We start from the raw sequence: 14,198 nt of genomic DNA, 5'->3' as shown, positions 1-14,198 counted from the left end.
ATTACTTATAGTAATTTTACTTGAAATACTATTTTAGCACTAAGTTGATAAAATACAAAGTTTTTCTCTGAGGTGAACGAATGAAAGCTTGCGGTTTAGTAGTCGAATATAACCCTTTTCACAATGGACATGTTTTACATGCAAGAGAAAGTAGAGAAAAAACAGGTGCAGATGTTGTTGTCGCTGTTATGAGCGGGCCCTTCTTACAGCGTGGCGAGCCCGCTATCGTCAGCAAGTGGACACGCGCTGAAATGGCCTTGAATGGCGGCATTGATCTTGTCATTGAGCTGCCATATGCTTTCGCGACACAGAAGGCTGAAATATTTGCAAAAGGATCTATTGCTCTTTTGGAATCCCTTGGCTGTGACTCCTTTTGCTTCGGAAGCGAGGATGGCAAAATTGAACCATTCATCATCGCCCACAGAATCCTTTCGGAAAATTCCGCTGCATTCGATGCCGCAATCAAATCGGCCATGGATGCCGGTAATAGTTATCCGGCAAGTGCTGCCCAGGCTTATCGTTCGATCATCCATGGTGATGCGGCATTGGATTTGACGAAGCCGAATAATATCCTTGGAAAGGAATATGTAAGTGCTGCCCTTTCTAACGGCTACTCCATTCGCCCTTATACGATTCAAAGGGTCGCTGCCGGGTACCATGAAACAAAGTTGTCCAAAGACCCTATTGCCAGCGCAACGGGGATACGTAAAGCCATCCATGAACACCAGGAATTACATTCTGTTTCCAGTTACATTCCTCAAGCGACGATGAGTGGCCTTGAGCAATATTTAACGCACTACCATGCCTTGCATGACTGGGAAATGTATTGGTCCATGTTGAAATACCGTATCCTTTCCTCCTCTTTAACCGAATTGGCAGGAATATACGAAGTTGAGGAAGGCATAGAGCACCGAATGAAGAAGATGGCCAACCAATCTTCGAGCTTTTCTGGATTCATGGCAGCGCTGAAGACAAAACGCTACACATGGACACGGCTGCAGCGGATGTGTGTCCATATATTGACGCATACATTCAAGGAACAGGTGATTCATAATGACCAACCGGCCTATATCAGACTTCTTGGCATGAATGGCCGGGGACAAGAATATCTTCGTTCTGTAAAAAAAGGCTTGCCCCTCCCTCTCGTCTCTAAACTTTCGTCCTATCGGGAGCAGGACATCGATATGGACTTGCGAGCGGCACAGGTTTATGCACTGGGCTTGCCCGAGCCGCATCAAGCTGCATTGATGAAACGTGAATATGAATCTCCCGTCATTTTCAAATGAAGAAGGATTCAAGCTTGGTCCGTATCATCCTTAAGTGTAAAAAGAAAAATGAAAAAAGCGCAAACAGTAGATGACTGCCTGCGCTTTTTTTCATTTTTCTTTTCCATTTAGCTTAGTTAAATAGGCTACTGCATCTTCAAAGTTGTCAACCGGCACGATCTTCATGTCAGTGTCAATATCCTTTGCTGCAATGAGTGCATCTTCATAATTCGAACCCGCTGCTCCGTTTTCATTCGGGGCAAAGAATATTTCGGCTCCAGACTTATCGGCTGCAACAATTTTCTGTTGAATTCCACCAATTGGACCGACTGTCCCATCATCAGACATCGTCCCTGTACCCGCTATGTCATATCCATTTGTAAGATCGCCTTTCGTTAATTGATTATAAATTTCCAACGAAAACATTAAACCAGCCGAAGGACCGCCTATATGTTCTGAATCTATGGCAATCGCCGGTTTTGTGGTCACTCTTCGATTGTCATCCAGCGAAATGCCGATTCCTACCCTATTTGGGTCATTTTTAAAAGGCTGCAATGAAAGAACGGCCGTTTTCTCCGTCTCTTCCCGCTTATAAACTATTTTAACTTCATCTCCAGCCTTCTTTTCGTTAATATAGTCCATGAATTCCTGTGCAGACTTGAATTTAACATCATCAACTTGAATGATTTGATCGCCCGCTTTCAGCTCTTTTGCTGCTGGCATTCCTTTTAGCACGTCCAAAACATATACACCCAGGTACTCGTATTCGACTTCTTTCCCTGCTTTTTCATATGCGATCTTAATGGCATTATTTTTAGAACCATCCATTAAATGGAGCTGCCTGATATTATATTCTTCATCTGTTTCATCTTCGCTTCTGATGGAGGTTTCAGGATAAAGCTCCTGATATTTGCTCCACTTCGCCATCATGTAGGAATATATATTCGCCCGGCCCATCCTTACAGTGGTTAACATAAAGCTTCCTTTTGCTTCATCTCCTCCCGATACCTCAATGATTGGCTCCAATTCTTTAGCCATTCCTGGTTTCGATACATAAAAAGGTAGGGAATAAAGGGCTGATGCTATGAGAAGTATAGCCACCACCAGGAAAGTGCGTACATACGTTTTACGGCTCATCTTCAAAGGACTCCTTCCAAGTAACAATGCTCTGCTTAATTTGATCTATCTTACCTCTTGCTGCTTCTTCTCCAATACTAATTATTTCCTGTACGTTTGTAAATGATTTCGAGCTGTATTTCTCAACCCTGGGGCGTATCATGACGTCTGAAGCAAACTCCCTGCTTTTAACCAGCTCCATTTGCAGGATATCGAGGCTTTGCATGATGACGTCATATATGGAGTTTATCTCCATATCCTGTTTCACGTGGGCTACATCCACACCAATTATGATGTCTGCTCCCATATCCTTCACAACTGAAACAGGAACCCTGTCAACTACGCCGCCATCAACAAGCAGTCTGTTTCCGATTCTTTCGGGAATGAAAATCCCGGGAATGGAGATGCTTGCCCTTACAGCCGGCGCGATGGGACCTTCCTGAAAAATGACTTTTTCCCCCGTTTTTATATCAGTGGCTACCACCGCCACAGGAATATCAAGTTCTTCAAATTTCTTGCCATATGTAAATACCCTGATTAAATCCTTTGTCCGCTTACCCGAAATGAAGCCCATCTTAGGTATGGTGAAGTCCAAATAATACTTCCGCTTAAATGCACGGGACAACTTATACAGCCTCTCGATATCCGACCCCGCTCCATAAAAGGCTGCAACCATTGCTCCCATGCTGCTTCCAGCAATCATATCTATCGGAATGCCTTCTTGCTGCAATACCTTTATCACGCCAATATGTGCAAACCCCCTAGCTCCTCCTGACCCAAGTGCAAGCCCGACCTTTGGTTTCGACAAAGATATCCCTCCCGCTTTAACTAGTTCAAAATATTGAAATAACACTCATTCAAAGTTATGGTCTTAAACGGATTTATAGAAGCATATTATTTATATTGACAGTGAAACAAGCATGGCAGATATATTCCATGCAGCCAATGTAAGTGAAGGGCTGCGCGGAAATTCCATTGTGCGGATCATCCCTCTTTACATGTCGGTACAATCCTTATTCCATCATGCGCTTACTTTCGAGAAAAAGAAGTTCATATTTTATTATATACGAAACGAACTGCCCTTATTTAGTAACCTTCAAGAGGAGGCTGAATTTTGCTAAAATCAAAATCTAAAACAGTACTGTTAGCTACCTCCGTCACGATGATGGCAGTTGGCTTGATCATCTTCCCCCAAGAATCCTTTGAAGCTTCCAAAGGCGGACTGAATATTTGGTGGACAATTGTTTTCCCTTCGCTTCTGCCTTTCTTGATTTTCTCGGAGTTATTAATCAGTTTTGGGGTTGTCAGGTTCATCGGTGTCATGCTCGAACCATTTATGCGTCCCTTATTCCGTGTACCAGGAGTGGGAGGTTTCGTTTGGGCGATGGGGCTTGCATCAGGGTTTCCAGCCGGGGCGAAATTCACTGTAAGGCTTCGTCAGGAAGAACAATTGACCCGCATTGAAGCTGAAAGACTCGTTTGTTTTACTAATTCATCCAATCCATTGTTCCTATTCGTTGCCGTTGCCGTTGGTTTTTTCCACAACCCTCATTTAGGGATCATCCTTGCACTTTCCCACTACCTAGGAAATATTTGTGTAGGCATCATCATGCGTTTTTACCGTTGGAAAGAAGAAAAATCCCATGCAAAAGTACTGACCAAGCTCCCCTCCATAAGACAAGCCTTTAGTCAAATGCATCGAACCAGAATAAAAGAAACAAGACCATTTGGCAGTTTACTTGGAGATGCAGTACTCTCATCCATCCAAACCCTATTGATGATCGGGGGGTTCATCATTCTCTTTTCTGTGGTGAACAAGCTTTTATTTCATATGAACATCACCGGATTGCTAGCATCTGGGGTCGGAGGAATTCTACATATTTTTAATTTCCCGGATTCCTTAAGCCTTCCCTTCATATCAGGTATGTTTGAAATGACTCTAGGTTCAAAATTAACCAGCACGGTCGAAGAGGCGACACTCTTTCAGCAAACCGTGATGACAAGTTTCATCTTAGCTTTCAACGGGTTCAGCATTCAAGCGCAAGTTGCCAGCATCATTGCCGCAACGGACATTCGTTTCACTCCCTTTTTTCTGGCTAGGATTGCACATGGCCTTCTTGCATCCATTATCACCGTCCTGCTTTGGGAACCATTCTATAAAGGCAAAATGTACAGCGGCAGCCCGATAAACGCATTCCCGGTCAGCGGATCCGGTGACCACGCGAATTCCCTATATCAAAGCATGCTTGAAATAGGTCCCATTCTAACACTCGTGTTTTTGATCCTATACATCATCATATTTACCAAAAGGTTATTCAAAGGCCTTTCGTAAACCAAAAAAGAGCATTGCGCGTTGGCAATGCTCTTTTTTCTATCCTTTCAGTTCCTCGTATTTTTTGGCCAGAGCTTTCTGGACGACACTTGGCACTAGTTCGGAAATATCCCCGCCATACTTCGCTACCTCTTTCACGATACTCGAACTCAAGAAAGAATATTGATTTTTCGTCATGATAAAGAATGACTCTATTTTATTGTTAAGGAATCGGTTCATCGAAGTTCCCTGCATTTCATATTCAAAGTCTGAAGTCGCCCTCAATCCCCTGATGATGGCATTCGCGGAAACGCTTTCAGCATAGTCGACCGTCAATCCCTGATAGAAATCCACTTTAACATTCGGCATATGGGCAGTCGCTTCAGTAATCAGTTCCAGTCTCTCCTCCACTGTAAAAAGAGAGTTTTTCGCTGAATTGTTCACGATGACCACATATACCTCATCAAAAACATTCGCTCCCCTTTGAATGATATCAAGATGACCAAATGTTATTGGATCAAAACTCCCCGGACAAATCGCTATTTTGGACATTCATAGTTCCCCCTGTTCGTGTACGTTTCCCCATTGATAAATCGTAACGGCAATGACGCCATAAACTTCTTTTCTCTTAACGGTAAAGTCACCAACTTTTTCTGGCAAAGTAACATCATGGCCATGCTCACAAACAATGTATCCCATATCGTTCAGCAATCGGTATTTATGTATTTCTTCAAGAATCTCAACTAGCTTTTGTTTCTTATAAGGTGGATCAAGAAAAATCAATTCAAAAGTCATTTCCCTTTTCACCAAAGCCTTTAATGCACGTTCTGAATCATTTTTATAAACTTCTGCACGGTCTGAAAACTTGCATAGTTCCAAATTAGCCTTAACCGTTTGATTTGCTTTAAAATCCCGGTCGACAAATATGGCTTTTTCCATGCCTCTGCTTAACGCTTCAATTCCCAGTCCACCGCTTCCGGCAAACAAGTCGAGGACCAGCCCTCCTTCGAAATAAGGACCAATCATGTTGAAAATGGATTCCTTGACTTTATCAGTAGTCGGCCGGGTTCCTGTACCCGGTACAGCCTTAAGTGGTCTTCCTTTGCAAATTCCGGAAACGACCCTCATCATTCTCACCACATTTTATGACAAATTTCTGTTACTTTCCTATCCTAACATATTAGAAAAAGCTAGCCAATATTTAAACCCATTTGGCTTCATTTCAATGATGAAAAGAACATATTATTTCGTACCACGGATAGTAGATATCCATTCTTTTTATAAATCTTTTACATGTTGAATAATAAAGTGGTTTTTGGCAATAATGTGAATAACAACATTCCTTTTTAGGTGTTGTTGCCAACCGCGGAGAAGGCTTACGTTTCCCCATAAGTTCTTCCTCCGGTTTCTCCTCTCCCTTTGCCTTCTGGTCCTTAGTTAGACATAGAAGGACCCTGCATATTTTTGCAGGGCTTTTTTTATTGATAAACCACTTATTTCTAATTTCCTTTATCATCATTCGTCAATGAAGTTGTCCTTCTCTTTTATGAGGGATAATGATAAAGTAATGAATAATAAGTTAGTTAGGAGAGGTTTAATTGATTCAACGTTTTATTGAAATTGGACAAGGATATTCCGATATATATGAGTTGCTGGAAGTAGGCCGCAATCAGAAACATCGAGTTGCAAGGCTCTTGGCCATGCATACTACTATAAATGATAAAAAGGTAACGTCATTGGTCATCATCATGGAGCCCACAGATCCCGGGAAATTCCAGCCGCTTTACATTTGCCGTGAAGGTATCCCTAACCCACATGCCACCAAAAACAAACGCTATGAACTTTTTGAGAACTTGGCTGAGGAACTGGATAGGCCAATTATTGAAATCGACGTGAAACCTTCGGTGCTCTTTGCAGAAATCGAGTTGTACTACCAGCATTTAATCGGCATTTTGCGAATGAATAGATATTTGCCGCCATTAGGTTGAAAGATGTTGCTGCCCTGAAAATGAAAAAGCTGACTCCGCATGAGTCAGCTTTTTTCAAATTCCCATTTTATAATCATATTCTTTCGCTTTATCCGGTTTGGAGTTTTCGAACTCCACCTTCAAAAAAGGCTTGTAAGAAAGGTCCACCTTTTTAACGAACGAATAATTATTCAGTTTTTCCACCAGTGGTTCCACTTCATCCATATTCGTATAAAGCACGACATATTTCAACTTTTTTGAAACATAATGGATATTTCCAAATTTCCTAAGCATTTTGGCTTGTTTCAATGTATGTAAATAGACGATGATTCCCTGTCTCGCTCCAAGCATATCAATAACTCCCTTTTATAAAGGTTTTAACTAAGTGTAGCATAGCAGAATCTTTACTTTCAACCAAGAAAAAAAGATTATAAACAAAATTCTCTCACTATTATGAATATATACACTGTGAAGGGAGCCAAACAAACGATGGATTTAAACCAAATTTGGCATCAATTTATTGATCATCTATTGGATAATGATGAAATTACCCAAGCTTCGATAAAAAAGTTCACAGGAATCCCCTTTATATATATCCATTATCATCCGGCACCAAATGATGATGGTAAGCTTTCTCTCTTAATAAAAACAGCCGCAAGCCTTTCAATGCGTGGCAAGCAGCTTCATTGTGAAACCATTTTCGTACGGCAGGAAGAACATTTATATGTATTCCGGCATCGTTTTTATGTGCCGCAGCAAAAGATGTTTTGCTGCGGCAACCTTTGTCCGGATTGTATTTTATATCGCAGTTAATCGCTTTTTGCCACGTATCCGGAATATGTACAATGAAAGAACATGCATCGGTTCATGACCATGTTTCGGCGAGGTTCCAAACATGACACAGCCACCGAACTCCGTATTAATGTCGAATTTCGATGGCTGCATGTTATATACCGGCCCTGAATGTTCCCAATCTGGCCATTACCTTAAGCAGAGCACCCGCAACTTCCCCCGGTTCCGCAGCTTCCCGTTGAACATCCGCCGGATGAAACAAAAAATGGATTCCCAGCCGGGGTTTTGACCTGTTCAGAAACAGCTCGGCCAATTCTTCCGCTTATTTCATCAAGAACGGATTGCAACTCGGTCTCCGCCCGCTTAAACCTTGCAACGGCAGGATGCATATCCATGTCTCGTTTAGCTTGCCTCGTTTCTAAATTAATGCGTTTATAATCCGGATGATATTTACCGAACCTTTGAACATCTTCAAATAGATCCTTAAGCGAAGTAAACTTGGAAATTATCCGCTGGGCCTCTTTGTCCTTTTGTAATTTATATAAACTAAGGAGGTATTCTTCCCCTATTTCAGAATGAAGGATCATTTCAGCTAATCCATCAGCCTGATGTAAAATGTCGATGATTTCCATAGTAGCAAGCATTAACAAGCTCACCTCCACAACCATTTTACCATTTCTCCCTTTTAGATGCTAATGGTTTGATTAAATCGAGGAAGTGATATGTACCTCAATCTCTTTTTGCAGCCCTGTTTTTTCACCTGCACCATTCAAAATCTCCAGCTTTATCTTATGCATGCCATTCGGGACATCCTTTACGATAAATGCTGCCGTTTTCATATCGACTTTCTTTTGATTATCAATAAATACGGACACAGTCGCCAATTGTTCAGGATTTGATTCAGAAAAACCATAGTTTTTCAAGTAGCACTCAACGTAGACGGAGTTGCCTTTTACAAATGTTTTTACCCGAAAGTCCTCATCTGAGTTTTTGATGCTCGATACAGTGGTGGCAGCCTCTAGTGTAGATACACCTTGTATGGCTACTCCTGAGTTTTCAGGTTCGGGTATTTTCTTGCCACAACCCGTCGCTGCCATCAACACTGTTAGAGCCAATATCAACTTTCTCATTCCATCGTCCCCCTTTTGCTTTTATTGTTCGCCAAAAGGAGTAATTTACTCTTATTTTCTTCATTCACTTGGAGCATTCATCGCTTGAAACATATGAAGCATCATTGAGGCAACCTGAACGCTTTCCGAAAATTTAGAGACCCGATGTGGAATCGACTTCTCAAAATAATATTTAGCTTCGGTTTCAAACACATCCACTTCATGTGGATTACGCATTAATCTTTTGTACCATGCAGGCTGAACCCTCAAATAATTTCGCATATCTTCGTTTGTTTGAATGAATTCATATATATTCTGGCGCATGAAAAACCCTCCTTAATCTTTGGTGAATAAAAAAGGGTTAGCTCTCTGCTCTTTTTCTTTTGGGGGAGGACTGGTATCACCTGATTTATTCCCTTGGAAAGCAGATAGCACTCCTTGGATTGCACCGATGGCCTGATTGGCATTCGTAATATATTGTTGAATCTGCCCCATATCCATGTTTTTAACGGCACTCATTAACGAACCGATCAACTCAGTGCTTTGGTCTCCCTTTTCAACCGGCGGTGATGGAGATCCTGTATCCTCTTTGGGCTCACCCACACTGCCGTCAGCCTGCCAGCGCGGATGATCTTCTCCGAGTAAATACCACTCTTCAAAAAGTTCCTGCCATGTTGCTTGTTTGCTTCTCACTTCATTCACTAAATGAGGATGTTCCTTTACAAACTCCCGAAATCCATCCACGGAGGGCCGCTTTCTTTTTGCCATTACTCTCACCTCACACTTAGACATCGCCTATTGCACCATATGCTAAAGGTAGATAAAAAGTGCATAAATTCCTTTTCAAATGCAATGGGGCGTGGAAGCGGAGTCCAAGTTCGTTATGTAAAAACCTCCTTTAGCAAACGATCCTCATCGAGGGGAATGCAAATGGTTGGGACCTTTTTCAATTTAAAAATATGATCCACAACAAGAAAACGGACCCAAACCGGGTCCATTTCAGACTGTAGTCAAACTCGATGAAAAACGAGTTTGTCTACATTTTTTTGCTTGTACAAATTTCGACGTTGATTTCCACTTCAGGCACTCGCTTTCCGCGGGCGGTCCGGGAGCCTCCTCGGCGCACTTGCGCCTGTGGGGTCTCCCTTGGACTCGCTATTCCCGCAGGAGTCTCGCACCTGCCGTTCCAATCAACTATGTTTTAGCCTACAGTCTTTTGTTTTGAAATAGATCTATTAAAACTTGAAGTGATGAGGATGCTTTCGAAACATATTTCCATTCGAGATCAACTTGTAATGATTACTTTAGATTAACTGGTGCCGGCGAACCATTTGGTCAGTGAGGCTTCCATTGACTTCACTTTCATTTATGACTTGGTGAAAGGTATGTATTCAGAGGTAGGACGCGCAGTATTGTTCCAGTTATTTTAGTTAAACTGTCATTCATTCAATATACCTTCGTTATTCGTTCCATGCGTAAAGCGATTGAAGAAGCTGAAAAAAATATGGCTTACCGTTGGTTCTTAAATAAGCACCTCACTTCTCAAAGTTCTGAAAAATTATGAGCGACGTTTTAAAGATACAGACCCGTTTGAACAGATTTTCTATCGCACCTTAATAACAGCTGCTGATAGAAAGTTAATAAGCGCTGAACACGTATTCGCGATTCCACACATGTGAAAGCCAATGCGAATAAGCGCAAATTGAAAAGAAAATCGTACGCATAGAAACACGAGCATATCAATGACGTCTTCCAGATGAAATAAATCAAGATCGTGAAAACCATGGAAAGAAGCCTTTTCCACTAGATAAATTTGATAAGGAAGAAGCAGATCATTGCGTCTTCATCAAGATATAAAATCTATATATGCGAAACGCAAAGAAACGGTTGAGCGTATATTCGCAGATGCAAAAGAAAAGCATGGTATGCGATGGACTACTTTAAGGGGACTTGAAAAATTGCCGATGCATGCGATGCTTACTTTCGCTGCCATAAATAAAGAAGATGGCCACGTGGACATGGCAAGGTCCTAAAATGGCATAACATAGTGGCTCGAAGTGCTTAAATCTCTTAACCTTTGGTCAAAATTTCAAAGGGAATATTAAAGGTTCGGAATTTTTTAATTCCGAACCCTTTTTGTCTACAAACTGAGACGGACCCAAACCGGGTCCATTTTTTTATCTCTTTATGAAATTCTGGGTGTAATACTTTTTATATACCCCGACGCCCAGACCTGTAAATTCCTCGCTCAGCATCGCATCCCGATGCCCTTTGCTATTTAGCCAACCTTCCATGACTGCAGCTGCATCCACATAATTGGCTGCTATATTTTCACCGGCCGCCCTGTATTTCACATGACCTGCATCAAGACGATTTTCCAAATCCCCCTTTGTTTCAGAAACATGGGTTCCTTCAGGGGTGTCCTTCATTTCCCGGCTATGAAGGTAAGCAACCTCCGCAGTAGCGGCATCCCATTCTAAAGGCTTCAAATCAAATCTGCTGCGCATGATATTCGTAATATCGAATATTTGCTGCTCATTTCCATCTTCCACTTTCGCCATGTCCTCATCTGAAAGGTCCTTAACTGTCACAAGTTCACCATGATAGGTCAACTCATATGGCTTTTGTTTCAATAGGGCGGAATCATTCAAAAATCGGATGCTTGAAACAGTCCCCGTGAATTTATCCAAATAAAGCTGAACATTAATATTCCCTAAATCAATTAACGGCCTCATGTTCATATCTTCCTCCGACAATTCAAAACGATAGGAACTGTGACCAACTTCAATATCAACAGTAGGTTCCACATATAAACTGGAATAGATGGCATCAATCGATTGTCCAATTTTAAAAGGAGCGACATTGACCTCATCACCGATTCCGTAAGCAGATACCACTTTTTCATTTTCAACGGCTAATTGGAAATAATTATTATAGTCCTTTTTATAAACCCACCATTCATATCCATAGGCAGACAAATCAATTCGATCCGGCTTACCGTATTCCCTTTCTATCTCTTTTGCATTTTTCCCGATCGTTACTGCCAGACCTTCTGTCACTTCAGTAACCCCTTCCTTTTCAGAGGAAGTGCTTCTTTCATTTATATGTCCATTGGGGTTAACACCTTTGTTACCATCAATAAGAGGGTTCCCTTCATCTTCATCGCCGATATTAAGATAAATACCGATTACGAAAAAAATAATGATTAACACCAACACCTTACCTAAACTGCGCAGAGGAACACTCCCTCTCTCTATCTAATTTATGTATCCAATGCAAAAACCTTTCTTTCCTGATTATATCACTGTTCAATCATAATTTTCTAATTTACGATAGACTGCCCCTTCATTAAATTTATTTAAAAAATGGAACTTTTGTGAATGATTGAAATACAATGGTTGAGTTCATTGCAACTTCAACCATTTCGTACTATTATAAAATATAGGATAAAATGGTATATTATAAACATACTTGGAGATTTTTAATATATTCATGTACATAATATTTTCCCGGTATGTCATTTTAATTCTCAATAGTAAACATAGGAGGTACTACTCGTGAAATTTGAAAGCTTTGGAATCGAAAACATCACAGCCGACTTAAACCGACTAGATGACCTAATGCCGCAATATGGTTTAATACGAGCAGAACAATGGGATTACGAAAGAGTCAGTTACGATCGTAAGTTCGAATTAAAAGAAGGCACGTTTTACCTGAGAATACTTGGCTATGCTACAGAGGGCGATGTTGGCGCTCACAGGGCCGTCATCAAATTAATGGTTCCTCTATTAGGAAAACACTATTATCCACACGGAGTTGAATATGGTGAAGGAGAGGATTTCCCTGCATCACTAGTTAAACAAAGTGAAAAAATCCTCGCTCAAATCAAAGAAGAACTTACACAATTCAACGGCCTGTAAAAGCCGTTAGCGAAAAGTGGGTCAAAGAGAGAGGATCATGTGTGATGCTCTCTTTTTTGTTCAATACAAAAGCCTGATGCTTTTTTTGCACCAGGCTTTTTGTCATTTTAAAATCCAAGGATCGCCTTTATTAAAGATGTTGTTTCGCCGCCATGATAAATCACATAAAGCAGGATGTAAACAGCTACTCCAGTAATCCCAGTGAAAAACCAAATGATGCTGGTCGCCGGCCCGATTTTCTTATGAATCGCGAATTTACCTTTAAACCCAGTGGTAAGCATGATGATCCCCAAAACAGCTCCAGTTGTTGCAAGCGTTATATGGAAAATCAAAAAAATCGTATAATAAATTTTTATGTCATCGGGTCCGCCAAATGACGTACTACCAATGAAGACCGTCCGAGAAAGATATATAGTGAAAAAGATCACCGCAAAAATCGCAGCTGCCATCATGGTTTTTTTATGGGTCTCGATTTTGCGTTGTTTAATTTGATACCAGCCTATTGCAACAGTGATGGCACTTAATACAATGAAGGCTGTACTTATCGTTGGAAGGATTGGTAAAGACATATGAAGTGTAGTCCTCTCTATATTTATTAATCAACTACCATTTTATAAGAGGCAATCGTAAAATTCAATAAAATCAAGGATTATTAACAGAATGCTCACTTTTAAAGAATAGCCAAGTCAAATCACTGGCAATCTGCTTTAATTCGAAAATCAGGCAAAGGCAGATAAAAGACTTGTCCGCCCCAAGACAAGTCTTTTATCTTACAATTATTCTACAGTCTGAAAATCCGAAGGTATCGGATCGATATCACTTTGGCCGCCATTCTCCTTTTTGAACCAAGCAAAGAAAATGACACCTAATACATAGCCTAAAACGATTTCTTGAATCACCTTCATCAGAACCCCACCAAGCTGTTGATCCTCAAGCAACGGCAGTCCATTGAACATTTCCGGGCCACTGAGCGTTAAGCCCGACAGTGCTGAAGCAGGAACGCAAAGTTCCATGGCACTCGCCCAAGATTCCGCATTCGTAAATGTATCATACATCGGATCATTAGCAAAAATGATTAAAGCGCAAGCAGGGGTCATTAGAATGCCACTGCCGAAAATATAAGCTACTTTTTTCACACCTGATAGACTTTCACGTTCCGGCAGTTGATTGACAAGCGGGAACCACATCAAAACGGCAGTCGTAAATAAAAGGACCGTGTATCCGGCATGAAACCACATACCAGTTTTGATAAAGTCGAATACTAACGGGATATGGTACAGAGAGAAAAGAACATTAAATAGTAAAAGGGCGACAAGAGGTTTCGTGAAAAATTGAAATAACGTCTTCACTCCCCTTGAATTTATGAAAGTTCTTATAAGCCAATCTGGAACCGCAATGATAAATAAAGGCGGGATCACGAGATAAAGCAGTGCCATTTGAAACATATGGGCACTGAACATGATATGGCTCAATAAGTCCAGTGGCGATCCTTTTACAACATATAGAAGGAACATGGCTATCAAAAAATAAGTAGCCTGTTTAACGGAAAGCGATGAACTGCCCGAAAACTTTTCCCTTTTTTTTGTCACCAGCCAAAAATAGCCAACGGTTATAAGTACGAGGACGGCAAAATAATAAGGACTCCATAAAGCACGAAATCCGAAAATATCAATAGACAAAAAAATCACCTCGTTCATGAACTTTTTCTTACTTTCATT

General features: G+C 41.0%; 17 protein-coding genes and 1 pseudogene. 6 read left to right on the top strand and 12 right to left on the bottom strand.

Annotated elements, in window-relative coordinates; genetic code table 11:
- Window positions 1-80 precede the first annotated feature (80 nt).
- On the top strand, window positions 81-1,286 hold the full coding sequence (locus ADA55_RS13305; protein WP_048684568.1) for a nucleotidyltransferase: 1,206 nt from the start codon (window positions 81-83) through the stop codon (window positions 1,284-1,286).
- Window positions 1,287-1,376: 90 nt separating this feature from the next.
- Here the strand turns inward: ADA55_RS13305 and ADA55_RS13300 are convergent, their stop codons facing one another.
- Window positions 1,377-2,402: a SepM family pheromone-processing serine protease gene (locus tag ADA55_RS13300; protein ID WP_048684565.1), complete on the bottom strand. Its 1,026-nt coding sequence runs from the start codon at window positions 2,400-2,402 to the stop codon at window positions 1,377-1,379.
- Window positions 2,392-3,189, bottom strand: coding sequence for a patatin-like phospholipase family protein (locus tag ADA55_RS13295; RefSeq protein ID WP_034313939.1), 798 nt, complete (start codon window positions 3,187-3,189; stop codon window positions 2,392-2,394). The genes ADA55_RS13300 and ADA55_RS13295 overlap by 11 nt, the downstream gene beginning before the upstream one ends.
- A 306-nt stretch (window positions 3,190-3,495) precedes the next feature.
- Between ADA55_RS13295 and ylbJ the strand changes: the two genes are divergently transcribed.
- Window positions 3,496-4,713 (top strand): sporulation integral membrane protein YlbJ, encoded by a 1,218-nt coding sequence (gene ylbJ, locus ADA55_RS13285; protein ID WP_048684560.1) that lies wholly within the window; start codon window positions 3,496-3,498, stop codon window positions 4,711-4,713.
- Between the two features lie 39 nt (window positions 4,714-4,752).
- On the opposite strand, the gene coaD is transcribed toward ylbJ, so the two are convergent.
- Together coaD and rsmD are read right to left on the bottom strand one after the other, a co-directional pair.
- Window positions 4,753-5,244, bottom strand: coding sequence for a pantetheine-phosphate adenylyltransferase (coaD, locus tag ADA55_RS13280; RefSeq protein WP_034313942.1), 492 nt, complete (start codon window positions 5,242-5,244; stop codon window positions 4,753-4,755).
- The gene (gene rsmD, locus ADA55_RS13275; protein ID WP_048684558.1) at window positions 5,245-5,820 is read right to left on the bottom strand and encodes a 16S rRNA (guanine(966)-N(2))-methyltransferase RsmD; all 576 of its coding nucleotides are present in this window, start codon (window positions 5,818-5,820) and stop codon (window positions 5,245-5,247) included.
- 470 nt (window positions 5,821-6,290) lie between these two features.
- Here rsmD and ADA55_RS13265 point away from each other — a divergent pair, with 470 nt between their 5' ends.
- Window positions 6,291-6,680, top strand: a complete 390-nt coding sequence (locus ADA55_RS13265) for a DUF7147 family protein (RefSeq protein WP_048684555.1) — start codon at window positions 6,291-6,293, stop codon at window positions 6,678-6,680.
- Between the two features lie 54 nt (window positions 6,681-6,734).
- Here the strand turns inward: ADA55_RS13265 and ADA55_RS13260 are convergent, their stop codons facing one another.
- Entirely contained in the window at window positions 6,735-7,010 is a 276-nt protein-coding gene (locus ADA55_RS13260) for a YlbG family protein (RefSeq protein WP_048684554.1), read from the bottom strand.
- A gap of 138 nt (window positions 7,011-7,148) precedes the next feature.
- Between ADA55_RS13260 and ADA55_RS13255 the strand changes: the two genes are divergently transcribed.
- Complete coding sequence (locus tag ADA55_RS13255; RefSeq protein ID WP_048684550.1) at window positions 7,149-7,472, top strand: hypothetical protein; 324 nt, start codon at window positions 7,149-7,151, stop codon at window positions 7,470-7,472.
- 173 nt (window positions 7,473-7,645) lie between these two features.
- Here the strand turns inward: ADA55_RS13255 and ADA55_RS13250 are convergent, their stop codons facing one another.
- The 4 genes from ADA55_RS13250 to ADA55_RS13235 are packed head-to-tail and all read right to left on the bottom strand — an operon-like array spanning window position 7,646 to window position 9,328.
- A complete protein-coding gene (locus ADA55_RS13250) occupies window positions 7,646-8,095 on the bottom strand; it encodes a YlbF family regulator (RefSeq protein ID WP_048684662.1) in 450 nt (149 codons plus the stop codon).
- A 60-nt stretch (window positions 8,096-8,155) separates the two neighbouring features.
- The gene (locus ADA55_RS13245; RefSeq protein WP_048684546.1) at window positions 8,156-8,581 is read right to left on the bottom strand and encodes a hypothetical protein; all 426 of its coding nucleotides are present in this window, start codon (window positions 8,579-8,581) and stop codon (window positions 8,156-8,158) included.
- 60 nt (window positions 8,582-8,641) lie between these two features.
- A complete protein-coding gene (locus tag ADA55_RS13240; RefSeq protein ID WP_034313959.1) occupies window positions 8,642-8,884 on the bottom strand; it encodes a YlbE-like family protein in 243 nt (80 codons plus the stop codon).
- 12 nt (window positions 8,885-8,896) lie between these two features.
- The gene (locus ADA55_RS13235) at window positions 8,897-9,328 is read right to left on the bottom strand and encodes a YlbD family protein (protein ID WP_048684542.1); all 432 of its coding nucleotides are present in this window, start codon (window positions 9,326-9,328) and stop codon (window positions 8,897-8,899) included.
- A 545-nt stretch (window positions 9,329-9,873) separates the two neighbouring features.
- Between ADA55_RS13235 and ADA55_RS27970 the strand changes: the two are divergent.
- Window positions 9,874-10,603, top strand: a pseudogene (locus tag ADA55_RS27970) (transposase).
- Window positions 10,604-10,737: 134 nt separating this feature from the next.
- Here ADA55_RS27970 and ADA55_RS13225 read toward each other — a convergent pair.
- Window positions 10,738-11,772, bottom strand: a complete 1,035-nt coding sequence (locus ADA55_RS13225; RefSeq protein WP_226990469.1) for a CAP domain-containing protein — start codon at window positions 11,770-11,772, stop codon at window positions 10,738-10,740.
- A 345-nt stretch (window positions 11,773-12,117) separates the two neighbouring features.
- On the opposite strand from ADA55_RS13225, the gene ADA55_RS13220 reads away from it, so the two are divergent.
- Window positions 12,118-12,480 (top strand): YugN family protein, encoded by a 363-nt coding sequence (locus ADA55_RS13220; RefSeq protein ID WP_034313973.1) that lies wholly within the window; start codon window positions 12,118-12,120, stop codon window positions 12,478-12,480.
- A 107-nt stretch (window positions 12,481-12,587) separates the two neighbouring features.
- On the opposite strand, the gene ADA55_RS13215 is transcribed toward ADA55_RS13220, so the two are convergent.
- Together ADA55_RS13215 and ctaG are read right to left on the bottom strand one after the other, a co-directional pair.
- Window positions 12,588-13,049: a DUF420 domain-containing protein gene (locus ADA55_RS13215; RefSeq protein ID WP_048684536.1), complete on the bottom strand. Its 462-nt coding sequence runs from the start codon at window positions 13,047-13,049 to the stop codon at window positions 12,588-12,590.
- A 207-nt stretch (window positions 13,050-13,256) separates the two neighbouring features.
- On the bottom strand, window positions 13,257-14,168 hold the full coding sequence (gene ctaG, locus ADA55_RS13210) for a cytochrome c oxidase assembly factor CtaG (RefSeq protein WP_309247788.1): 912 nt from the start codon (window positions 14,166-14,168) through the stop codon (window positions 13,257-13,259).
- Between the last annotated feature and the right edge of the window lie 30 nt (window positions 14,169-14,198).

The organism is Bacillus sp. 220_BSPC (genome assembly GCF_001054655.1).
Taxonomy (GTDB): Bacteria; Bacillota; Bacilli; order Bacillales; family DSM-1321; genus Peribacillus; species Peribacillus frigoritolerans.
Note: the sequence above shows the minus strand (reverse complement) of the source record. Positions and strands in the feature narration are given on the sequence as shown.